Source organism: Streptomyces sp. NPDC008163, from assembly GCF_042956885.1.
GTDB lineage: Bacteria > Actinomycetota > Actinomycetes > Streptomycetales > Streptomycetaceae > Streptomyces > Streptomyces drozdowiczii_A.
The window spans coordinates 1-21,738 of record NZ_JBIBHG010000014.1; the positions used below are offsets into that span (position 1 = coordinate 1).

Sequence of the window (21,738 nt, forward strand, 5' to 3'; positions counted from 1 at the left end):
TCCACACCTACAACCACCACCGAAGCCACACCGCACTGAACGGCAAGCCACCCATCAGCCGGATTAACAACGCTGCGGGTCAATACACCTAGGCCGTGTCCGGAAAGTCCCGTCGTGCGCCCGCAGGCCAGACGGGACTTTCCGGACACCCCCTAAGTCCTTTCGTTCCGGCGGGCCGCGTTCAGCCGTCGCGGTCGTCGTCCCCGTCCCGGGCCGGTTCTGTCTTCTTCGGGTGGCCGGGCGGCTGCCGGGGCGACTCGGTCTCCGTGGCGCTCGGTGTCGCCGTCGCCGACGGGGTTCCCTCACCGGGTGTGGCCGGGGCGGTGGGAGAGGCCTTCGAGGGGGTGGGCGCTGTGCTCCTCGTGGGTGTGGCCGTGGGTGTCGACGGGTCCGTGCCGGGGCCGGGGGTGGAGGTGACGGACGAGGCGGAGGAGGTACGGGGTGAGGGCGTGTCCGCGGTACGGGTGCCGGTGTGCGGCCGGGTGGGCCGTGCGGCCGGTGGCGGGGTGCTCGTCGTCCCGCGCCCGCCTCCGCCGCTACGGGCGTGAGCGCTTCCCGTGGGAGCGGTGGAGGCCCGGGTCGTGTCCGGGCCGGCGTCGGACGAAGCGGAGCTGCCCGTGACGGCGAGCACGACCGCTGCGACGGCGGCGAGGGCGACGCCTCCGCCCGCCATGGCGGTGCGTCCTCGTGTGCGGCGGGCGTTGTCGGCCCCGGCGCGCGGCGGATCCGCGTGCGTGGGCCCTGCCGCCGCGGCCGGCCCGGCCCCGGGAGAGGGGAGGGGGATCGTGTGCGCCGTGCCGGCCGGCGCCGTCAGGGCGTGGGCGCAGTCGCGGGCCGTCGGGCGGGCCTCGGCGTCCTGGGCCGTCATCCGGCTGAGCAGGGCGCGGAACTGCTCCGGTGCGTCGGGCGGCAGGGCGGGCGGGCGGTGCAGCCGTGCGATCGCGGCTTCCACGGGGCCACCGCCGTACTCCAGCCTGCCGGTGAGGCATTCGAGGAGCACCAGGCCCAGGGCGTAGATGTCGGCGGGCCGTCCCACGGGCCGGCCGAGCACCTGCTCGGGGGCCAGGTAGGCGGCGGTGCCCACGAGTGTGTCGGTCGCTGTCCGGGTCGTGTCGTCCAGGGGCCTGGATATGCCGAAGTCGGCCAGGTACGGACGGTGTGCGGAGTCCAGGAGGATGTTGGACGGCTTGACGTCGCGGTGGACGATGCCCGTCTCGTGGGCGTGAGCCAGCGCGTGGGCGAGATCCGCTCCGAGTGCCGCGGTGGCGTCGGGGGACAGTGGCCCCTCGGCGATGCGGTTCTTCAGCGTGGTGCCTTCGATCAGCTGCATGACCAGGAAGGCGCGTCCGTCGTGGTGCCCGGCGTCGAAGGCGGTGACCAGTCCCGGGTGGTGCAGCCGCGCCAGGATCTGTGCTTCGCCCCGCCAGCTCTCCTCGGCGTCGAGGGAGGTGTCGGGCCGGAAGACCTTGACGGCCACCGGTCGTCTCATCCTCAGGTCGAAGCCCCGGTAGACGTCCGCCGCACCGCCCGAACCGAGAGTCTCGTCAAGACGGTACCGGCCGCTGAGCACCTCGGCGTGAAGCCGGGAAGCCGTGGCCTGAGCAGATTCGCGAAGCCTCATTCCCTCTCCTACTGCGTTGGGGGGCTTACGCCAGTCGGTGATGCGGAACCGACGCTCCTTGAGACGCCGCCTACCCGGAAGAGCGGCGCGCAGCCCTGCCGATCGCGCTCCGCCGGCCTCGGCCCCCTCCTTCGCCCCGGCCCGGGCCCGGTAGGAGGCGGGCCGGGCGGGGGCGAGAGGTGTTGGCTCACCCCCACTGCGGCTGGGGGCCGGCGGGGGCGAGCCGGGACGGCTTTCCGCGGGGCGACGGGACCCTCGACCTAGTGCGCGGCGTGCATGATGCGCGGGTTGAGGTCCTTGTGGACGACCCGGGCGACGGCCTGGATGGTGTTGATGCCGTCGTTCATCGTCTTGTTGTCCTGGGTGAGCACGGTCAGCCCGTAGTCGTGGCCGTTGCCGGTGAAGGCGCCGATGCTGTGCACCCGCCAGCCGTGGGTGGAGCGCTGCAGCCAGCCGTTCTTGAGCTGGACGGTGGTCCCGGTGACGGCACCGGCCGGGGTGCCCCAGCGCTGCGAGGAGACGACCTTCTTCATCAGCCCCAGCTCGTAGGAGCGGGCGCTGTCGGTGAGCACGGAGTTCTTCGAGGTGAGCAGGGTCAGCAGCCGCTGCTCGTCCTGGGCGGTTATCTGGGTCAGGCCCCAGTAGCCGCCGGAGCCGGGCACGGTGTGGGTCATCCCGGCCGCCTTGAGGAAGGAGTTGACCTTGGTGACGCCGAGCTGCTTCCACAGGGCGGTGGTCGCGTCGTTGTCGGACTTGGTGATCATCTTGGTGCTGAGGTCGATCTCGCGCTGGGTGAGATAGCGGTTGTGCCGGGAGTTGTCCCACAGGAGCGTGGCCAGCACGGTCGCCTTCACGACGCTCGCGGAGTCGTACTTCGTGGTCGCGCGGAGCGTGCACGTGGTGTTGGTGGACCGGTCGTAGAGCGCGAGCGCGACGGTGGACTTGCGGCCCTTGAGCGCGGCGGTGATGTCCTTGGTCAGCTGGGCGGCGAGCCCGGCCCGCCCGGAGGTGCAGCTCACCTGCGCGGTGGCGGCGGACGCGGGCGCGGCGGCGAGGGCGACGGGCGCGAGGACCCCGGCGGCGACGGCGGCACAGAGCGCGGCGCGGCGGCGCCCGGTGGTACGGGACGTGGTCATTGGTGATTTCCCCCTGAACGATTCCTGCGGGCGGCCCCCCGGCGCGCCCGCAGGAGATGACTCGCGGGCGGCAGGAAGGTTGTACGCGCCACAGAGCCCGGCGGGGGTCTGTTACAGGTACGTCGACTTACAGGTTCGTGGGCTCTGGTCGGGTGTCCGGTGCTGACAGGTACGTGGGTTCTTGTCGGGTGTCCGGTGCTCACAGGTACGTGGGCATCGGCCGGGTTTCCGGCGCTTACAGGTGCGTCGGCTCGAACATCTTCAGCAGGGCCGGGAGTACGACGACCGAGGGCCCCGGCCGTCCGAACGCCTCCGCCAGGTCCGCGGCGAGCGTTCCGGGGCTCGACCGAACCGCCGGGACGCCGAAGGACGCGGCGAGCGCCGTGAAGTCCGGGCGGGCCAGCTCCGTACCGGTGGTCTCGCCGAAGGCGCCGGTGAGGTACTCGCGCAGGATGCCGTAGCCGCCGTCGTCCACGATGAGCCAGGTCACCGGCAGGCCGTACTGCCGGGCGGTGGCCAGTTCCGCGACGGAGTACATCGCGCCGCCGTCGCCGGAGACCGCGAGGACCGGCCGGGTCGGGTCGGCCACCGCCGCGCCGAGCGCCGCCGGGAACGCGTAGCCGAGGCCGCCGGCGCCCTGGGCCGAGTGCATGGTGTTCGGGCGGCGGGCGTCGAACGCGGCCCAGGCCCAGTAGCCGAGGATCGTCATGTCCCAGAAGCTGGGCGAGGCGTCGGGCAGGGCGGTCCTGATCGCCGCGAGGAGGTCCTGTTCCAGCTCCCGGCCCTGGCCGGCGATCCGGTCCCGGACCCGGTCGAGCACCCCGGCGACGCGGTCCGCCGCCGCCGGGTCCTCGCGCGGGGCGACCGCCTCGACGAGGTCGGCGAGCGCGTCGCGGGCGTCCGCGTGGATGCCGAGCGCGGGGAGGTTGGCCTCCAGCTTGCCGGCGTCCGCCTCGATCTGGATCACCCGGCCGCGCGGGGCGAAGGTGTAGTAGTTCGAGGAGAGTTCACCGAGTCCGGAGCCGACGACGAGCAGGACGTCGGCGTCCTCCAGGAAGTCGGTGACGTGCCGGTCCTCCACCCACGACTGGAGCGAGAGCGGGTGGAGCCAGGGGAAGGCGCCCTTCCCGCCGTACGTGGTGACCACCGGGGCCGTCAGCTTCTCGGCCAGCGCCCGCAGCTTCCCGGAGGCGTCCGCCCGTACGACCCCGCCGCCCGCGACGATCGCCGGGCGCTCCGCGTGCGACAGCAGGTGCGCGGCGACGGCGACGAGTTCGGGGCGGGCGTGCGGCTCGCGCGGGGTGGCGTCCGGGGCGGGGACGACCGGCAGCCCGGTCGCCGCGTCCAGCACGTCCTGCGGGATCTCGACCCAGACGGGGCCGTGCGGGGCCGTCAGCGCGGACTCCCAGGCGGCGGCGATCGCCGACGGGATCTGCGAGGCGGCACGCACGGTGTGGACGGACTTCACGACGTCCCGGAACGACGCCTGCTGGTCGCGCAGCTCGTGCAGGTGGCCGTGGCGCCCGCCGCCCAGACCGCGCACCGGGATCTGGCTGGAGACCGCGAGCACCGGCGCGGAGGCGGCCGCCGCCTCCTGGAGCGCGGCGAGCGAGGTCAGCGCGCCGGGCCCGGTCGACAGGAACAGCGGGGCGACCTCGCCGGTGATCCGCCCGTAGGCGTCGGCGGCGAAGCCCGCGTTGTTCTCGACACGCAGCCCCACGTACTCCAGCGAGGAGCGGCGCAGCGCGTCGAACAGCGCCAGCGCGTGCTGTCCGGGCAGCCCGAAGACGGTGGTCGCGCCGAGCCCGCGCAGGGTCTCGACAACGAGGTCGCCGCCGGTGCGCCCCGGTGGCGGATTCAGCGCGGCCTCGATCTGCGCCGGGGTGAGCTCGGGCCGCTCGTCGTGGTGGTCGTGACTCAACGCTGCCGGGCCTCCGCGATCTGGCGGGTCATGATCGTCGTCAGCTCGTACGCGGTGTGCGAGGCGGCGACGGAGGTGATCTCCGCGTGATCGTACGCGGGGGCGACCTCGACCAGGTCGGCGGAGACCAGGTGGCAGGAGGACAGGCCGCGCACGATCTCCAGGAGCTCGCGGGAGGTGAGGCCGCCGGCCTCCGGGGTGCCGGTGCCGGGCGCGTGCGCCGGGTCGAGCACGTCGATGTCGATGGAGATGTACAGCGGCCGGTCGCCGATGCGCTGGCGCAGCTGGTCGGCGATCTCGTCCACGCCGCGCCGCATGACATCGGCGGAGGTGACGATCCCGAAGCCCATCTTGGCGTCGTCGGTGAGGTCCTGCTTGCCGTAGAGCGGGCCGCGGGTGCCGACGTGGGAGAGCGCCGAGGTGTCGAGGATGCCCTCCTCGACGGCCCGGCGGAACGGGGTGCCGTGCGTGTAGGCGGCGCCGAAGTAGGTGTCCCAGGTGTCGAGGTGGGCGTCGAAGTGGAGCAGGGCGACCGGGCCGTGCTTCTTGGCGACGGACCGCAGCAGCGGCAGCGCGATCGTGTGGTCGCCGCCGAGCGTCATCAGCCGGGCGCCCGTGGACAGCAGCTCGTCGGCCGCCGCCTCTACGGTCTCCACGGCCTCCTCGATGTTGAACGGGTTGGCCGCGATGTCCCCCGCGTCGGCGACCTGCGCCAGGGCGAAGGGCGAGGCGTCCTGCGCCGGGTTGTACGGGCGCAGCAGCCGCGACGCCTCACGGATCGCGTTTCCGCCGAAGCGGGCGCCGGGCCGGTAGGAGACGCCCGAGTCGAAGGGCACCCCGACGACGGCTACGTCCGCCGCGCCGACCTCGTCGAGGCGGGGCAGCCGGGCGAACGTCGCGGGTCCCGCGTACCGGGGGATGCGCGAGGAGTCGACGGGGCCGCGCGGCGTCTCGTTGCTGGTCATGACGGAGGTGCCCTTTCCTGGGGTGCGTGTGCCGAGGCGACGCTAGGCGGCCGCGGGGGCGGACTGAAGTGTACGTTTCGTCCACTCACCCACCGGAACGGATGAAACCGCCACGGCCCGGCCCCACACGCCTTCGATCCGGCCACCCGAGGTGTCCCCGTCGTCACCCCATGCCTTATGTTGCAGTGGCAAAGGGGGGTCGCATGGCACGGGATTACGACAGTCAGCTGCTGGAGTCGGTGGGAGTACGCCGCCGGCGGATGCGCGACGCGCTCCTGTTCGGCACCGGCCGTGCGCGGCGGACGGCCGACGAGCGCCTGGGCAAGGTGTTCGCGGGCATCGCGATCACCGCGGTGCTCTGCGCGGGCTGCGTCGGCTGGTCCTTCCTCCAGCACACCCTGGACAAGCAGAAGGCCGAGCAGGAGAAGCAGCAGCGGCAGTACCAGCAGTACGACCGCTGACCGGTTCACCCCGAAGTTCCTGGACGTCGCGATGATTGGTTTTCGTCTGTGAGTACGGCAATGGCTTCCCGAGCGGAAATGAGCCGGGTGACCCTGGTCGGCGAACGGCGCCGCGCGGACCTCGTCCTGCCGTCCGACACCCCGGTCGGGCAGCTCCTTCCGGACATACTCCAGCTGCTGGACGACCGGGCCGCGTCCCGCCCGCTGACCCGGCAGCTGCTCACCGCCGACGGCTCGGCGCTGCCGCACGACGCCACCCTGGCCTCGGCGGGCATCGGGGACGGTGCCGTGCTCCGGCTGGTCCGCATCCACGCGGCCCCGCCGGCCCCGGTGGTCCACGACGTGACGGACCAGGTGGCGGACAGCCTGGACCTCCAGACCTGGCGCTGGCGCCCGGCCGCCCGCCGCGTCGCCGCGGGCGCGGCGACCGTGGTCTTCGCGGTGATCGCCGCGCTGCTCGCCCGCCGCGAGTTCCCGCTGGGCGCGCTGGCCGGGGCGCTCGCGGGCGTGGCGGTCCTGCTGCTGGCGGCCGGTGCGCTGGTCGCCCGGCTCGGCCGGGGCAACCGCACGCTGGCCACCGCGCTGCTCCTCGTCTCGGCCGGGCTCGGCGTCCTCTCGGCGTGGACGGCCGCCGACGCGCACGACTGGTCCGGTGCGCTGCGCCTGGCGGCCGTGGCCGGGGCGGTCGCCCTGTCGCTGGCGCTGCTCGGGCTGCTGTCGCCGCTGGGCCGGGGCGGGCTGATCGGCGCGCTGGCCACGGCCGTGGTGACGGGGGTCTGGGAGGTCGTCGCGGCCGTCGCGGACGCCCCGGCCAGGATCGGCGCCGTGATGGCGGTGTTCTCCGTGGTCCTGCTCGGGCTGCTGCCCCGGCTCGCCCTGATGGCGTCGGGCCTCACGGGGCTGGACGACCGCCGCTCGGGCGGTGCCTCGGTCAGCCGCCACGACGTGGGCAACGCGCTGGCCGCCACGCACCGGGGCCTCGCCCTGGCGACGCTCGTCACGGCGGTGTCGGCCGCCGCCGCCGGCCACCTCCTCACCACGGCGGACCGGCCGACGGTGTGGACGGTGCTGCTGCCGTGCCTGGTCGCGGTGGTACTGCTGTCCCGGGCCCGGGCGTTCCCGCTGGTCGCGGAGGTGGTGGCGCTGTTCGCCGCCGCCGCGTTCGTCGCGGTGCGGCTGGTGGTGCTGTGGCTGGACCACTCCGGGGGCGCGGGGCCCATCGCGGTCCTGTGCGCGGCCGCGCTGCTGCCCCTGCTCGCGCTGGCGGTGGAGCCGCCGGAGCACGTCCGGGTGCGGCTGCGGCGGACGGCCGACCTCGTCGAGTCCATCGGCGTCGTGGGGCTCTTCCCGCTCGCCATCGGGGTGTTCGGCGTCTACGGGCAACTGCTGAACAAGTTCTGACGACACCGAGACCACTCACGCGGGCCCGGCGGGGCATCGAAGCGGCGAAGAAGGGCAGACATGCCGAACGCGGACCACAACTGGCAGGGCGACCTCCTGCGCGACCTGAGAGGGCCCGGCGAGGCCGGCGGCACCGGGGCCCCGGCGGACCCGCCCCCGGCGGTGCCGCCCGCACGTCCCGGGCCCGCGAAGCAACCCGCCCCCGCCGCGCAGTCCTGGCCCGGGACGCCCACGCCTCCCCCCACCCCCGACTCGCTCCCCGTCCTCGACAAGGCGATGTCCGCCGTGGCCCGGCGCCCGGTGCGCGGTGAGGCCGTCGCCGTACGGGCCGTCCGCGCCGTGCGCCGTATCGTCTCCGGGTCCGCCGCCCGCGAGGTCGCCGCGCTCACCCGTACCGCCGAGGTGCTCCAGCAGCCGGTGACGACGGGGCGGCAGATCGCGGTCACGTCCATCCGGGGCGGCGCGGGCAAGACGACGGTGACCGCGCTGCTCGGCACCACGTACGCGCACTACCGGCAGGACCCCGTCCTCCTCGTGGAGGCCGATCCGGCGCTGGGCTCGCTGCCGCTGCGGATGGGCGCCGACGCACTGCGGTGGACCCTGGCCGACCTGGCGGACATCGCGGCGCCGCAGATGTCGCTGCTCGACGTCACCGGCTATCTCGTCCAGCTCCCGGACAACGCCTGGCTGCTGCCCGGCAGCCAGGGCCGGATCGGGGCCATGATCGACACCGTCACGTACGAACGCGTGATGGTCGCCCTGCGCCGCTACTTCGGGGTGACCGTGGTGGACTGCGAGACGCTGCCCGCCGAGGTCGCCCGGGTCGCCCTGTCCGCCGCGCAGGCCCGGGTGCTGGCGGCCCCCGCCACGCTCGACGGCGTGACCAGCACCTACGCCGTGCTCCAGTGGCTGCGGGCGCTGCCCCCGCACGTCATCGAGGGGACCGTCGTCGCGCTCTCCGTGACGACCCCGCGCCCCGGCATCGGCATCGACGCGGCGGCGGAACGCCTCGCGACGACCGGCGCCCGCGTCCACGTCCTGCCGTACGACCGGCACCTCGCGGCCGGCGGACCGCTGCGCACCGAACTGCTCGCCCGCCCGGCCCGGCTCGCGGCCGCCCGCCTCGCCGCCGAGGTCTTCGAGCTGTCCCAGAAGCGCCGGTGACCCCGGTGCCGAGCCCGTACGCCCACCCGGCCGACCTCCCCGGACGGAGCCGATGAGCACCCGCCTGATCCACCGCCCCGCCCGCACGACGCGCCCGCCGGCCCCGTCCGAGCCGCGCACCATCGAGGCGCCGCCCAACCTGCCCGAGGGCAAGTCCGGGAACATCGCGATGTCGCTGCTCCCGGTCGCGGGGGTCATGTCGTCCGTGGTGATGATGACGGTGGTCCGCAACAGCCAGTTCGCCGGGCTCGGCGCGATCATCCTCGTCGTCACGGTCATCGGCTCGGCGGTTTTGCTGCTCTCCCAGCGCGGCAAGGCGCAGCGGACCCGGCGCACCCAGCGCGAGGCGTATCTCGCCTATGTGGAGGACCTGCGCGAGGAGCTGTCGGCCGAGGAGCGGGTCCGGCGCGAACAGGCGGACGTGCTCAACCCGTCCCCGTACGCCCTGTACGACATCGTGCGCGACCCGGCCCGCCTCTGGGAGCGGCGCAGGGCCGACGACGACTTCCTGCGGATACGGGCCGGCACGGGCGAGATGCCGCTGCGGGACCTCCGCATCGGCGAGCAGGGCTCGTCCGTCCTCACCCCGCCCGACCTCTTCATGCTCAACGAGGCGTCGGCCGTGGTGAAGCGGTTCCGCAACGGCACCGAACTCCCCCTGACCGTCCCGCTGGACCGGGCCGGGAACGTCAGCGTGATCGGCCCCCGCGAGGACGGCCTGCGGGTCGTGCGCGCCCTGCTCGTCCAGGCGGCCGCCCTGCACGCGCCGGACGACGTGGCCCTCGCGGTCGCCGCCTCCGGTGAGCGGATGGCCGACTGGGAGTGGGCCAAGTGGCTGCCGCATCTGCTCGACCCCGAGCAGTCCGACGGCCCGGTCGCCGCCCGCCGCATCGCGCCCTCCGCCGCCCGGCTGGCCCGGCTCCTCGGCCCCGAGCTGCGCCGCCGCGCCTCGTACGCGGCCGAGGTGCGCCGGGGCCTGGCCGGGCGGGACGCGCTCGCGATGAACTCCCGGCTGCTCGTGGTGGTCGACGGGCACGGCGAGGACGCCGTGGACCTGCCGCGCCCCGACGACGCGGTCGGGCTGCGCGAGATGGGCGTGACCGTGGTGCACCTGCTCGACCGGCGGGTCCAGGAGCCGGACCACGTCAATGTCCGCCTCACCGTGGACGGCACGGACGTGGTCGTGGAGGACCTGCGCGGGGCGGAGACCGTCGGGTCGCACGGCACGGTGGACGAGGTCGGGGTGCCCTTCGCGGAGGGCCTGGCCCGGATGATCGCCCCGCTGCGGCTGTCCGCCGAGTCCCTGGCCGACGCGCCGCTGGCCGGGCCCGTCGAGTTCGCCGCGATGCTCGGCATCCAGGACGTGGCGGCGCTGGACCTGGACCGGCTGTGGGCGCCGCGCGGCGAACGGGCCTTCCTCCGGGTGCCGATCGGGATCAGCGACGCGCACGAGCCGGTGCTCCTGGACCTCAAGGAGTCCTCCGAGCTGGGCATGGGCCCGCACGGGCTGTGCGTGGGCGCGACGGGCTCCGGCAAGTCGGAGCTGCTGCGCACCCTGGTCCTCGGACTGGCCGCCACGCACCCGCCGGAGGACCTGGCGCTCGTCCTGGTCGACTACAAGGGCGGCGCCACCTTCGCCCCGTTCGCGGACCTGCCGCACGTGGCGGGGGTCATCACCAACCTGGAGAACCAGGCGGGTCTGGTCGAGCGCGTCCACTCCTCGCTCGCCGGCGAGGTCAAACGCCGCCAGCAGGCCCTGAAGGACGCGGGCAACGTCGCGGACATCGGGGACTACGCGGCGCTGCGCGCGCAGAAGCGGCCGGACCTGGAGCCGTTGCCCCACCTGTTCGTGGTGATCGACGAGTTCGGCGAACTCCTCACCGCAAAACCGGACTTCATCGACCTGTTCCTGTCCATCGGCCGGATCGGCCGCTCCATCGGCGTGCATCTGCTGCTGTCCAGCCAGCGCATCGAGAGCGGCAAGCTCAAGGGCCTGGAGACCTATCTCTCGTACCGGCTCGGCCTGCGCACCTTCTCCGCCGACGAGTCGCGGATGGTCCTGGACACCACGGACGCCTTCCACCTGCCGCCGCTGCCCGGCTTCGGTTTCCTCAAGGTGGACACCAGCCACTACACCCGCTTCAAGGCGGGTTACGTCTCCGGCGCGTACCGGGGCCCCGTACGGAGCGCCGACGAGGAGGAGACCGGGCCGCTCGCCCTCCCCTACGAGGCGTACAACACCCTCGCCGGGCCGGAGGGCGCCCCGCAGGACCGCGAGCCGTCGGCCCGCCGCCGCGAGACCGGGCCGACCGAACTCGCGGTGATGGTCGGCCAGCTGGCCGGTGCGGCGCCCGGGGTGCGCAGCATCTGGCTGCCCCCGCTGCCCTCGGCGGTCACCCTGGACGCCGTCGCCGGACCGCTGGACGCGGGGCCGCGCGGGATGCGGCTGGCCGGGGTGCGCCCGGACGCGGGCAGGCCGGGCACCCGGCAGCGCGGCCCGCTCCTGGTGCCGCTCGGCCTGCTGGACGACCCGGCCAAGCAGTGGCAGGGGCAGTGGCTCCTCGACCTCACGGTGGCCGGCGGGCACGCGGCCGTCATCGGCGGCCCGCAGTCCGGCAAGACGACGCTGCTGCGCACCCTGGTCCTCTCCCTGGCGCTCACGCACACCCCGCAGGAGGTCGGCGTCTACGCCCTCGACCTCGTCGGAGGCGGCCTCCAGGCGCTCGCCGAGCTGCCGCACGTCGGCGGAGTCGCCGGCCGCGCCGACCGGGAGCGGGCCGCGCGCACGGTCGAGGAGGTGCGCGCGATGCTCGCCCTGCGCGAGGAGCTGTTCCGGGAGCACGGCATCGACTCCGTCGAGCAGCTGCGCACCCTGCACGCGGCGGGCCGCCTGCCGGAGCTGGCGTCCGCCGAGGTCGTCCTCGTCATCGACGGGTTCGGCGCGCTGCGCGACGACTTCGACGAGCTGGACGACGCGGTCGCGGACATCCTCAAGCGGGGCGGCGGCTACGGCATCCACGTCGTCGCCGGGATGCTCCGGTGGAACGACGTGCGCATCGCGATCCAGTCCAACTTCGGCACCCGCGTGGAGCTGCGGCTCAACGACCCGGGCGAGTCGAGCATCGACCGCAAGCTGGCCGAGACCCTCTCCCCCGACGAGCCGGGCCGCGTCCTCACCGACGGGAAGCTGTTCGCCCAGGTCGCCCTGGCGCGCACGGACGGGGTCGCGGAGACGGCGGAGCTGGGCGCGGTGCTGGAACGCGTGACGCGCACGGTCCGGGCCACCTGGCACGGCGAGGTCGCCCAGCCGGTACGGGTGCTGCCGCACCTGCTCGAACCGCACCTGCTGCCCGGCCGGTCGGCGGAACCGGAGCGGGTGCCGCTCGGGCTCGACCAGTCGGCCCTGGCGCCCGTGCTCCTCGACCTGTTCGGCCACGACCAGCACCTGCTGGTGCTCGGGGACAGCGAGTGCGGCAAGACGAACCTGCTGCGGGCGGTCGCGCAGGGGCTCGCCGACCGCTACGGCGAGGACGACCTCGTGTTCGCGGTGATGGACCCCCGGCGCTCGCTGCGCGGGGTGGTCCCGGAGGAGCTGAACGGCGGTTACGCGTACAACTCCAAGCTCTGCATGGGCCTTTCGGCCGCGATCTCCGCCGAACTGGAGAAGCGGCTGCCGGACGAGAACGCCCGCCTGGAGGACCTGGAGCCGGGCAGTTGGGGCAAGGGCCCGCGCATCGTGGTGCTGGTGGACGACTACGACGTGCTGACGACGGCGGGCCAGTCGCCGCTGGCCGCGTTCCTGCCGTACATCCCCTCCGCCGTGGACATCGGCCTGCACTTCGTGCTGTCGCGGCGCGTGGCGGGGGCGGCGCGCGGGATGTACGAGCCGGTGGTGCAGAGCCTGCGGGAGTCGGGGGCCTCGGCGCTGGTGATGTCCGGCGACCGCAGCGAGGGCCAGCTCTTCCCCGGTGTCTACGCCTCCCAACAGGCTTCCGGCCGTGGGGTGTTCATTCAGCGGGGGCGCCCGAACCGGCTGACGCAGACGGTGTACGTACCGCACTGACGTACCGCTTCGCAAAGCGCGTCCGGCCGGGGCGCCGGTCGGCTCGCCCGGTCACCGCGACGATATGGCCGATTGCAGATTGCAGTAGCGACGCGCGGATTGATAGACATGAGGCTGGGACGGATACATCCGTTCGAGGTTCCGACGCATTGGGGGAAGCCGATGAAGTTCGACATGGGGTCCACGGTCCTGACGACGCTGCTCAAGCACTCGCAGGGATCCAGCACCGATCTGGGCACGCTGATCCGGCAGCTGATCGCCGCGGCGGAACCGCTGGAGGGCAAGTTCAACGGCGCGGGCAAGATCGCGTTCGACGACTTCAAGAACCGCTCCGACGAGATCACCGCGGCGCTGAACGCCTCGCTCTCCGGCATCCTGGGCGGCCAGCAGGGCATGGACGCGGCCTTCGGCTCGGGCGAGCAGGAGCAGGGCGAGAACGCGCGTACGCAGATGGCTTCGGCCAATTTCGACGCGGCCCGTTTTGGCGCCCGCTGAGCCGGCCGGCCGGCACCTTCGACGCATCCGTACACATTCCTGACGGGGAGACAAGCATCATGGCGGGAAACGCGGGCAACACGGACCGGCGCTCGTACGACACCGGCGCATCGACCGAGGTGCAGGGCAGCCTCCAGACGGTCATCGCCCAGCTCGAACTGGTCATCACGGCCCGGGACGGCCAGGTCAAGGCCGCGATGAGCGACTTCACGGCGGACGGCGTGGCCGACGAGTACCACGGCAAGGAGCTCCGCTGGCAGGCGACCTCGCAGGAGGTCAAGAACATCATCCACCTCCTCCGCTCCACGCTGGAGAAGAACGACGGCACGGCCCACCAGACCCTGGCCCGCGCGAAGGCGGCCGTCGACAACATCGGCTGACGTTCACGACTCCGGGGGGGGCGGCCGGTGACGGCTTGGGACATCAAACCGCAGGGTGTGCAGGGACAGCTGAAGAAGGTCGGCACGCACGCCGGTGACCTGGAGAAGGCGTTGAACTCCATGGTCACCGCGATGTCGGAGGCGGCGACGCACGCGGGCACGGCGGTGCCGGGCTCGGCGGCGTCGCTGCCGGTGGCCGGTCCGGTGGCGGTGGGGGCGGAGCCCCTGTCCCACCCGACGCTGGGGCCGGTGGCCGCCGCGCTGGGCGCGTACATCACGGAGCGGAAGCCGCAGCTGAAGTCGATGGCGGAGCGCGTCCAGGCCGCCGTGGTGGGCGCCGCGACGGCGACGAGCGAGTACGTGGAGGGCGACCTCGACACGGCCAAGCGTGCCCAGGACGCCGCCAAGTCCGTCCGCCTGGACGTGCTCAAGGACATACGGGCGGGCAAGTGAGCAAGAACGAGGCGGTCACCCCGTCGGGCATACCCGTCTTCACCGGCAACCTCGCCCTGCTGGACACCAGCGTGACCACGCTGACGAAGAGCGGGGCGTCGACCGCCACCGCGGCCGGTGACGTCCACAGCAGCTTCGGCGGCCTCCAGGCGTTCTACCAGGCGCCGGAGGCCGACCAGTTGTTCGCGACCACGAAACCGGTCGCGGACCGAGGGACCTCCCTGAAGTCGGAGCTGGAGACGATCACGGCCGCGCTGTCCACGTACGCGTCGGACGCCGCCCCGCTGGTCGAGAGGCTGAATGAGCTCAAGCGCGAGGCCGAGTCCTTCGTCGTCCGGATCAAGGACGACGACACGTGGCGCGAGGACGGGGACCTGGTCGAGGAGAACAACCGCCGGCACGACGAGATCGCCGAGACCTGGGCGGCTTTCCAGGCGGTGGAGCGGGCCTGCCACGACAAGATCGTCGCCCTGGTCGGCGGCCCCGCGCTGAAGACGGACGACGGCTCCGGCAAGGAGGGCACGTACGGCTACGACGCCGACACCCTCAAGCACGCCGAGGGCCTGCCCTGGGGCGACCCGGTCGAGGAGTCCAAGCCCTGGTGGCAACTCCACGAGCACGCCTGGGACTTCGTCAAGGGCTTCTTCGTCGACGGCGTCTGGGGCACGATCAAGGGCCTGGGGACCCTGGTCGGCACCGATGGCTGGGACTCCGCCAAGCAGGCCTGGTCGGGCCTCGGCAAGCTCGCCACCGGCCTGGCGATCTCCGGCACACCGCTGGCCGGCCTGTACTGGGGCCTGCCGGACGACAAGCTCCCCTCCTACCTGCGTGAATCCCGTACCGCGATGAAGGAGACCGGCAAGGCACTGCTGGCCTGGAACCAGTGGAGCGAGAACCCGTCCCGGGCCCTGGGCGCGGTGTCGTTCAACGTCGTCACGACGGTGTTCACCGGCGGCACGGGCAGCGCGGCCTCCGGCGCCGGAAAGGCGGCGGTCGCGGCGAAGGCCCTGTCCACGGTGGGCAAGGTGGGGCGGGTCGTGGACCCGATGACGTACGTCTTCAAGGGCGCGGGCATGGGCCTGACGAAGATCGGCGACGGCCTGGCGGCGCTCAAGGGCCTGGGACAGTTCGAGATACCCGCCCTCCCCGAGGGCGCGATCACCCTCCCGGAGGGCGCGTTCAAGCTCCAGGACGGCACCCTGCACCTGCCGGAGGGCGCGGCGGTCCCGGAGTCCGCGTTCGAGGTCCCGGCCAACTCCTTCAAACTGCCGGACGGCGCGGAGATCCCCCCGGGCGCGACAGACCTGGGCGACGGCGTGGTCCGCCTCCCGGACGGCGTACACGCTCCGGAGGGCTCCCTCCGCATCCCCGAGGGCGCGCTCAAACTCCCCGAGGGCACGACGGCCCTCCCCGAGAACGTGCTCAGGGGCACGGACGAGGCCGGCAACACGGTCTACCTGGACCGCCCGGGCAACGTCCTGTCGGAGGACGGCACCCTCCTCCAGCACAACTCGGCGGCCCGCCAGGAGGGGACGGGGACGGGCACCACCCGTCCGGAAACGCCGAGCAGGGCTTCCGAAATGGCCGGAGTCGGCGCTCACTCCGCCCAGAACTCGGTCAGCCACCAGTCGCCTGGCTCCGGCGCAATGGACAGCACCGCCACCGGCGGACGAGGCGACGGCACGCCGACTGCCGTCGGCCACGGCGGCGGCACCGGTCGTGCCGTCCCTCACCAGAGCACCGGCCACGGTGGAGGCGACGGCGGCGGACCGGGTCACCGTCCCGCTGCGGGGCACGGTCTGCCCGAGCCCCGGGATCCACGCACGTACACCCCCGCCGAACGCCAAACGATCATGGAACACCAAGTGGAGCGCGCGAATAACGATCCCGCGTACCGCAAGGAGTACTACCGAAAGAACGGCTACCGCCTCAGCGAGACCCGCACCGACTGGACGAATACTGTCCCTCCGCAACTCGTCAGATTGCCCGATGGCACCTGGGTGGCGAAATCAGATCTCGCGCCCCCGCTGCCTCCTGCCTACCTCGACGACATGCCGGTGGAGAGCGGACGAACGGCGGCCACGCCAGAGGCGCGCGCGGAGCTCGACGAACTGGCAAAGGCCAGGCACGATGCCATCGCCGCAGACCACCCGTTCCATGTGGAGCACGGCAACGCCAGGAAGGAATACAAGCTCCACCGAACCGACGAATTGCGCGCAGCGTTGGAGGAAGCGGCCGAAAGACACCGGGGCCCCCACAACGCATCAACCAAAGCCAGCGAAACCTACGGGGAGGGCGTAGCGCGCCTGCACGCGATCCCTGAACTTTACCCGAACGCCAAGCCGGAAACCTTGCACGGACCCAAAAATGGCAACGCCCAGTTCGATCAGGTCTACAGCGACGGAGATCGATTCATCGTCGTAGAGGCGAAGAGCCATGTGGATACACCGCTGGGGGAACGCCTGATCAATGGGGCACGCTACTCCCAGGGGTCGCGTACGTACTTCCTCGACATTCTCAACCAAATGGAAAAGAGGCGGCGTAAGTTTCCCAGTGAAGGAAGATTGTCGGCCGACCTACGGGACGCGCTTCGGGACGGTCGAGTCGATTACATCGTCGTCAGGGGCCAGGACAACGCAGGTACATACACTGGGTACTCGACTCAGAAGTTCGACATCAGGGAGCCTTCGTGACCGTAACCATCCCCCGCCACGGCGCGCCTGGGCCCGACGACGAAGGCTTTGCACGAGCCGTGACCGAGGAGACCATTGAGCAGATCTCCTCGATCGAGCGGGCGCCGCACATGCTCGACGCCCTGTGGAACTCAGTGCGGACATGTGTCAGTGCCCGTTCGACCGTCGACCCCACATGCTCAGGCATCGAGACCTGGGAAGCCGTGGTGAACGCCACGCAAGTGGGATCGGCCATCTTCCGCGCCGCCACTGCCACGGGTGACACCTTCGAGTGCCGCATCCATCACGAGATGCGCACGCTCCCTGTCACCGGCCCCAGGGTCCACACCAACGCGCCCTCGTGGATCGACGCCTTCTACTTCGCCGTCATCTGCCGTGACCAGGAACGGCTGACCGAACTGTGCGAGGTGCCCATGGCTGTGCTGCGCGCCTCCGGTGCGCAGCACGACGAATATCTCTACCACTGGGTGGCAACGCTGCAGGCGTATTGGTCACGTCAGCAGCCCGCAATGGTCGAGGCCCTCTCCGCAGCCTTCCGCACCTCCCACCCGGACATGATCGAAATCGCCCCGCGAGACTGGCTGCAGAATATCTCGTACCCGCCGATCAATCTCTTCTACCGGTTCATCAAGCATGACCATGCCGGTTTCAACGCTGCCCTGATCGAAGCCCTGGAACTTCACAAGAGCTACTGGACAAAGAACGAGGACCGCGAGGAGGACACCGAGGGCCTGTGGGCCATCGGCCCACTTGCCATGGCGTGCCTCGCCTACGACGGCGATTTCCCCGTCGACGTCGAATCCGAATACCTCCCCCAGCATCTCCTGCAGCGGAGCTGGGTCGGAGAATTTCCTGTCTGACACCTCGCATGATGACTCTGTCACGACCCAAGAATCTCCTCCATGACAGGTCGCCACCGTGAGCAACCTGCTCTTCCCCGGAGCCCCGCCAAGCCGCCCAGATCAAGCGGCGCCGCACCGACCGCAAGAGCGGCGGGACCACGATCACCACCGTCTACGCGGTCACCAGCCTGACCGCCGAACAGGCCACCCCCGCCCAGCTCGCCCAGCGCGTCCGCGACCCCACGGGAAGATCGAGGCCCTGCGCCGCGATGCCCGCGACCCGCAACAGGTAGTCGCCCCGCTCGGCCTCCCCTCATCCCGAAGTCGCCGCGGGCAGAGCCGGTGACGCCACGCCAGGCGGATCGACCAGCCAGGGCGACTCCCCTTGATAGTCAAGCAAGTCCTTGACTATCAAGGGCGCAGTCCAATAAACTCAAGCACATGCTTAACCATGAAGTCCCACTGGACCGGGTCTTCCAAGCCCTGGCGGACCCCACCCGCCGGGCGCTGGTCGACCGGCTCATCCGCGGACCCGCCACGGTGAGCGAACTGGCCCAACCCCTGCCCATGTCCCTGACAGCGGTCCTCCAGCACGTCCAGGTGCTGGAGGCGAGCGGACTCGTGCGTTCCGAGAAGGTCGGCCGCGTGCGGACCTGCCACATCGAGTCGGCCGTCCTTCGAGAGGCCGAACAGTGGATCGCCGCACGCCGCACCTCCTGGGAGAGCCGCCTGGACAGACTGGGCGACCGCCTCGCCGACACATCGACCACCCCCACCGAGCGGAGCAGCACATGACCCAGCGCAGCGTGACCCACGGCACCTTCGTGATCGAGCGCGTCTACGACGCGGCACCCGCCCGGGTCTTCGCGGCCTGGGCCGACCCGGTCGCCAAGACCCGGTGGTTCAACGGCACCGCCGGCACCCCGATGGACCTCGACTTCACCGAGGGCGGCGTCGAGCGCACCAGTGGAGGCAAGGAGGGCGGCCCGGTGTTCACCTACGAGGCCCGCTTCCAGGACATCGTCAGCGGCGAGCGGATCGTGTCGACCAACCAGATGCACGCCGACGGCACCCGCATCTCCGTCAACCTCGTGACCGTGCAGTTCCTGCCGGAGGGCGAGGGAACCCGTCTCATCCTGACCGACCAGGGCACCTACCTCGACGGACACGACAACCCCGAATGGCGCGAGAGCGGCACCCGTACCCAGCTCGACGCCCTGGCCACCGAACTCGGCAGCCCCATCAGCACCTGATCAACGCACGCACAGGCACCGCCGAACCCCGGCGGCGCCTGCGCCCGTAACGCGCACCGCACACGACCAGGGCCTCGCACCGTCCGAAGCCCTGCAGCAAACTCACCGACGGCCTCCCGGAGGGGGACCACGCCCCCGGTAGCATGCGCCTCGGCGCCCTCCGGGAACTGGCTGCCGACCTGCGAGAGAGCCTTCGGCAGGAACCGACCCCATGACCGACGCTACGGAAACCGGCTCGTACGCCTCCGAGTGGACCGCACCCGGCACACGGCGCCCGAGCCGCGAGTAACGGAGCATCTTGTGACACGGCACGTGGCTCGGCACGGCAGTGCGCGGCCTGACGACGAGGCGTACGCGCGGAACCTGAGTGCGGGGCTCCTGAGGACCATCGGGACTTTGGAACGCTCACCCGGAATGTTCGACAGTGGCCTAGGTAAATCTCTCTTGAATGTACGGGCACATCTGGCCACCGACCCGGCCGCGTCGGAACTGCGCACTTGGGAGGCGGTGATGACGGCACTGCAGGTGCACTCTGCCCTGTTCGCGACAGCTGAACGGTCCGAGGGACACGTAATGTGCCGCATCGCTGGTGAAACACGATCCATCCCGGCGACCGGACCGACCCGTTCCGCCAACCCCGGTCACTGGATCAACGCCTTCTGGCTGGCCATTGTCTGCCGTGACCAAACCCGGATGAATCAGTTGAGCGGCGTTCCGCTGGAGCTGTTGAGGGCGTCACGAGCGCGGTACGACGAGTTCATGTTCGATTGGGTCGACACACTTCAGTCCTACTGGGACGAGCGTCCCGGCCTCGTAGGGAAAATCGTCGCCACCATCGAGGGCTCGCATCCTGACGTCGCGCAGGTGGCGGAACAAGGTCTCATCGACAAGATTCTCTATCAACCGGTCAACCTCTTCCATCTCTTCGTACGCAAAGACCGAGAAGGTTTCAACCAGGCTCTCTTCGAGGCTCTGGGGCTGCACAGGTCGTACTGGACCGCGACCCCGGAGAGAGAAGCCAGCGTCGAGGGCTACCTGGCGCTCGGACCCCTGGCCATGGCCTGTCTAGCCCTCGACGCAGGATTCCCGATCGAGGTGGAATCCGAATACCTCCCCAAGCATCTCCTCCAGCGGAGCTGGGTCGGCGAGTCCCCCACCTGACACCGTTGGCGGACGACCGCGCTACTCGCCGGGACGCCCGAAGAGTTCCGCTTCCGAACGCAGCGCGGCGACCATGTTCGCGCGGTTCGCGGGTCCGTTCGCCTCGCGGCCCGGGATCACGGCGCGGGGGAGGTAGTCGCTGTCCACCGCAGGCGTCCAGCCCCGGCGGTGGTGGGCCAGTGCGGCGAGCGTGAGGGGGGTGAGCGGCAGGAGGGAGCTGGGGTGCGTACTGACCTCGCCGAACGCCCTGTTCGTGAGCAGCAGTTGCCTCAGCGCCGCGCCGAACGCCTCCCGGCGGCCCGGAGGACGGCTTCCGCCTGCGGAGTGTCGAGCGCGGGGTGACGATTACATGCCGCTCGATGTGCACAGCTCCACCGTTCCGTCCCGCTCGTGTCCGGCCGGGCGCAGGTCGCACATCGCCCTGCCGACCGACCGCTCCCGCGTGCTCAGCATCACCCTGGACAGCCCCGTGACCGCCGGGTAACTTTTAACCATGGCTGAGCAAGCGCTTAGCCATGCTCCGGAAGACGTAGAAGTAGCAGCCGACCAGGGAGGCACCCCGTGCGCCGTACGGTATTCAACGAGGACCACGAGGCGTTCCGGGAGACCATCCGGGCCTTCATCGCGGCCGAGGTCGTGCCTGTGTACGACGAGTGGTTCGCCGCCGGGCAGGCGCCGCGCGAGTTCTACCAGCAGCTCGGTGAGCTGGGCGTCTTCGGGATCAACGTGGACGAGGAGTACGACGGGGCGGGCATCGACTCGCACAAGTACGAGGCGATCATCTACGAGGAGACCGCCCGGGCCGGCGTCTCCTTCGGCGGCTCCGGCGTGCACACGCTGCTCGGCCTGCCGTACATCAAGATGCTCGCCACCGATGAGCAGAAGAAGCGCTGGCTGCCGAAGTTCGTCACCGGCGAGGAGATGTGGGCCCTCGCGATGACCGAGCCGGGCACCGGGTCGGACGTCGCGGGCATGAAGACCACCGCGAAGCTCTCCGAGGACGGCACGCACTACGTCCTCAACGGCGCCAAGACGTTCATCACCGGTGGCGTCCACGCCGACCGCGTCATCGTCTGCGCCCGCACCTCCGCCCCGCGCGAGGACGACCGCCGCTTCGGCATCTCGCTGTTCGCCGTGGACACCAAGTCCGAGGGCTACTCCATCGGCCGCAAGCTCGACAAGCTGGGCCTGAAGGTCTCCGACACCGCCGAGCTGGCGTTCGTGGACGTCAAGGTGCCCGCCGAGGACCTGCTCGGCGAGGAGAACAAGGGCTTCGGCTACCTCGGCACCAACCTGGCCTCCGAGCGCTGGGGCATCGCCTTCGGCGCGTACGCCCAGGCCGCCGCCGCCGTGCGGTTCGCCAAGGAGTACGTCCAGGAGCGCACCGTCTTCGGCAAGACCGTCGCCTCGTTCCAGAACACCAAGTTCGAGCTGGCCGCCTGCCAGGCCGAGGTGGACGCGGCCCAGGCCGTCGCCGACCGCGCCCTCGACGCGCTGGACGCCGGTGAGCTGACCGCCGCCGAGGCCGCCTCCGCCAAGCTGTTCTGCACCGAGGTCGCCCACCGCGTGATCGACCGCTGCCTCCAGCTGCACGGCGGCTACGGCTTCATGAACGAGTACCCGATCGCCCGCCTGTACGCGGACAACCGCGTCAACCGCATCTACGGCGGCACCAGCGAGGTCATGAAGTCGATCATCGCCAAGTCCATGGGCCTGTAGGGACCGCGTC

General features: G+C 71.5%; 18 protein-coding genes and 1 pseudogene. 14 read left to right on the plus strand and 5 right to left on the minus strand.

The genetic code is table 11. From position 1 onward, the window contains the following. Positions 1-181 precede the first annotated feature (181 nt). The 4 genes from ACFZAT_RS27375 to speB form a co-directional block, all read right to left on the minus strand. Positions 182-1,621, minus strand: coding sequence for a protein kinase (locus ACFZAT_RS27375; RefSeq protein WP_391268218.1), 1,440 nt, complete (start codon positions 1,619-1,621; stop codon positions 182-184). A 260-nt stretch (positions 1,622-1,881) separates the two neighbouring features. Further along, positions 1,882-2,757, minus strand: coding sequence for a serine hydrolase (locus ACFZAT_RS27380; RefSeq protein WP_391268222.1), 876 nt, complete (start codon positions 2,755-2,757; stop codon positions 1,882-1,884). A 235-nt stretch (positions 2,758-2,992) separates the two neighbouring features. Next, positions 2,993-4,678, minus strand: coding sequence for a thiamine pyrophosphate-dependent enzyme (locus ACFZAT_RS27385; RefSeq protein WP_391268226.1), 1,686 nt, complete (start codon positions 4,676-4,678; stop codon positions 2,993-2,995). Next, positions 4,675-5,643 carry an agmatinase gene (gene speB, locus ACFZAT_RS27390; protein ID WP_391268228.1) on the minus strand — a complete coding sequence of 323 codons (969 nt, stop codon included), beginning with the start codon at positions 5,641-5,643 and terminating at the stop codon, positions 4,675-4,677. The genes ACFZAT_RS27385 and speB overlap by 4 nt, the downstream gene beginning before the upstream one ends. A gap of 203 nt (positions 5,644-5,846) precedes the next feature. Here speB and ACFZAT_RS27395 point away from each other — a divergent pair, with 203 nt between their 5' ends. The 12 genes from ACFZAT_RS27395 to ACFZAT_RS27450 all read left to right on the plus strand — a co-directional run bounded on the left by ACFZAT_RS27395 (position 5,847) and on the right by ACFZAT_RS27450 (position 20,009). Continuing rightward, a complete protein-coding gene (locus ACFZAT_RS27395) occupies positions 5,847-6,104 on the plus strand; it encodes a hypothetical protein (RefSeq protein ID WP_073965107.1) in 258 nt (85 codons plus the stop codon). 60 nt (positions 6,105-6,164) lie between these two features. Then, a complete protein-coding gene (gene eccD, locus ACFZAT_RS27400; RefSeq protein ID WP_391268229.1) occupies positions 6,165-7,505 on the plus strand; it encodes a type VII secretion integral membrane protein EccD in 1,341 nt (446 codons plus the stop codon). Positions 7,506-7,565: 60 nt separating this feature from the next. Further along, a complete protein-coding gene (locus ACFZAT_RS27405) occupies positions 7,566-8,669 on the plus strand; it encodes a MinD/ParA family protein (protein ID WP_391268231.1) in 1,104 nt (367 codons plus the stop codon). 52 nt (positions 8,670-8,721) lie between these two features. Further along, positions 8,722-12,732 (plus strand): type VII secretion protein EccCa, encoded by a 4,011-nt coding sequence (gene eccCa, locus ACFZAT_RS27410; RefSeq protein ID WP_391268232.1) that lies wholly within the window; start codon positions 8,722-8,724, stop codon positions 12,730-12,732. 162 nt (positions 12,733-12,894) lie between these two features. After that, on the plus strand, positions 12,895-13,227 hold the full coding sequence (locus ACFZAT_RS27415) for a hypothetical protein (protein ID WP_391268234.1): 333 nt from the start codon (positions 12,895-12,897) through the stop codon (positions 13,225-13,227). Positions 13,228-13,286: 59 nt separating this feature from the next. Beyond that, on the plus strand, positions 13,287-13,607 hold the full coding sequence (locus ACFZAT_RS27420) for a pore-forming ESAT-6 family protein (protein WP_391268236.1): 321 nt from the start codon (positions 13,287-13,289) through the stop codon (positions 13,605-13,607). A 27-nt stretch (positions 13,608-13,634) separates the two neighbouring features. Further along, a complete protein-coding gene (locus ACFZAT_RS27425) occupies positions 13,635-14,060 on the plus strand; it encodes a DUF6507 family protein (RefSeq protein WP_391268237.1) in 426 nt (141 codons plus the stop codon). Next, positions 14,057-16,753 carry a hypothetical protein gene (locus ACFZAT_RS27430; protein ID WP_391268239.1) on the plus strand — a complete coding sequence of 899 codons (2,697 nt, stop codon included), beginning with the start codon at positions 14,057-14,059 and terminating at the stop codon, positions 16,751-16,753. Before ACFZAT_RS27425 ends, ACFZAT_RS27430 begins: the two co-directional genes overlap by 4 nt. Further along, positions 16,750-17,613, plus strand: coding sequence for an Imm49 family immunity protein (locus tag ACFZAT_RS27435; protein WP_391268240.1), 864 nt, complete (start codon positions 16,750-16,752; stop codon positions 17,611-17,613). The genes ACFZAT_RS27430 and ACFZAT_RS27435 overlap by 4 nt, the downstream gene beginning before the upstream one ends. A gap of 423 nt (positions 17,614-18,036) precedes the next feature. After that, positions 18,037-18,390, plus strand: a complete 354-nt coding sequence (locus ACFZAT_RS27440; protein ID WP_391268241.1) for a metalloregulator ArsR/SmtB family transcription factor — start codon at positions 18,037-18,039, stop codon at positions 18,388-18,390. Beyond that, positions 18,387-18,848 (plus strand): SRPBCC domain-containing protein, encoded by a 462-nt coding sequence (locus tag ACFZAT_RS27445; RefSeq protein ID WP_391268242.1) that lies wholly within the window; start codon positions 18,387-18,389, stop codon positions 18,846-18,848. The genes ACFZAT_RS27440 and ACFZAT_RS27445 overlap by 4 nt, the downstream gene beginning before the upstream one ends. 414 nt (positions 18,849-19,262) lie before the next feature. Next, positions 19,263-20,009 (plus strand): Imm49 family immunity protein, encoded by a 747-nt coding sequence (locus tag ACFZAT_RS27450; protein ID WP_391268243.1) that lies wholly within the window; start codon positions 19,263-19,265, stop codon positions 20,007-20,009. Between the two features lie 21 nt (positions 20,010-20,030). Here ACFZAT_RS27450 and ACFZAT_RS27455 read toward each other — a convergent pair. Continuing rightward, positions 20,031-20,291 (minus strand): annotated as a pseudogene (locus ACFZAT_RS27455) (Imm49 family immunity protein); the annotation flags it as partial. 67 nt (positions 20,292-20,358) lie between these two features. On the opposite strand from ACFZAT_RS27455, the gene ACFZAT_RS27460 reads away from it, so the two are divergent. Both ACFZAT_RS27460 and ACFZAT_RS27465 read left to right on the plus strand, forming a co-directional pair. Further along, on the plus strand, positions 20,359-20,493 hold the full coding sequence (locus ACFZAT_RS27460; protein WP_391268244.1) for a hypothetical protein: 135 nt from the start codon (positions 20,359-20,361) through the stop codon (positions 20,491-20,493). Between the two features lie 77 nt (positions 20,494-20,570). Further along, on the plus strand, positions 20,571-21,728 hold the full coding sequence (locus ACFZAT_RS27465; protein ID WP_391268245.1) for an acyl-CoA dehydrogenase family protein: 1,158 nt from the start codon (positions 20,571-20,573) through the stop codon (positions 21,726-21,728). Positions 21,729-21,738: the final 10 nt, after the last annotated feature.

Bases quoted from the DNA above. Each gene is read 5' to 3' on its own strand.
- ACFZAT_RS27375 (WP_391268218.1), bottom strand. From the start codon at position 1,621: ATGAGGCTTCGCGAATCTGCTCAGGCCACGGCTTCCCGGCTTCACGCC.
- ACFZAT_RS27380 (WP_391268222.1), bottom strand. From the start codon at position 2,757: ATGACCACGTCCCGTACCACCGGGCGCCGCCGCGCCGCGCTCTGTGCC.
- speB (WP_391268228.1), bottom strand. From the start codon at position 5,643: ATGACCAGCAACGAGACGCCGCGCGGCCCCGTCGACTCCTCGCGCATC.
- ACFZAT_RS27395 (WP_073965107.1), top strand. From the start codon at position 5,847: ATGGCACGGGATTACGACAGTCAGCTGCTGGAGTCGGTGGGAGTACGC.
- eccD (WP_391268229.1), top strand. From the start codon at position 6,165: ATGGCTTCCCGAGCGGAAATGAGCCGGGTGACCCTGGTCGGCGAACGG.
- ACFZAT_RS27405 (WP_391268231.1), top strand. From the start codon at position 7,566: ATGCCGAACGCGGACCACAACTGGCAGGGCGACCTCCTGCGCGACCTG.
- eccCa (WP_391268232.1), top strand. From the start codon at position 8,722: ATGAGCACCCGCCTGATCCACCGCCCCGCCCGCACGACGCGCCCGCCG.
- ACFZAT_RS27415 (WP_391268234.1), top strand. From the start codon at position 12,895: ATGAAGTTCGACATGGGGTCCACGGTCCTGACGACGCTGCTCAAGCAC.
- ACFZAT_RS27420 (WP_391268236.1), top strand. From the start codon at position 13,287: ATGGCGGGAAACGCGGGCAACACGGACCGGCGCTCGTACGACACCGGC.
- ACFZAT_RS27440 (WP_391268241.1), top strand. From the start codon at position 18,037: ATGCTTAACCATGAAGTCCCACTGGACCGGGTCTTCCAAGCCCTGGCG.
- ACFZAT_RS27445 (WP_391268242.1), top strand. From the start codon at position 18,387: ATGACCCAGCGCAGCGTGACCCACGGCACCTTCGTGATCGAGCGCGTC.
- ACFZAT_RS27450 (WP_391268243.1), top strand. From the start codon at position 19,263: ATGTTCGACAGTGGCCTAGGTAAATCTCTCTTGAATGTACGGGCACAT.
- ACFZAT_RS27460 (WP_391268244.1), top strand. From the start codon at position 20,359: ATGCCGCTCGATGTGCACAGCTCCACCGTTCCGTCCCGCTCGTGTCCG.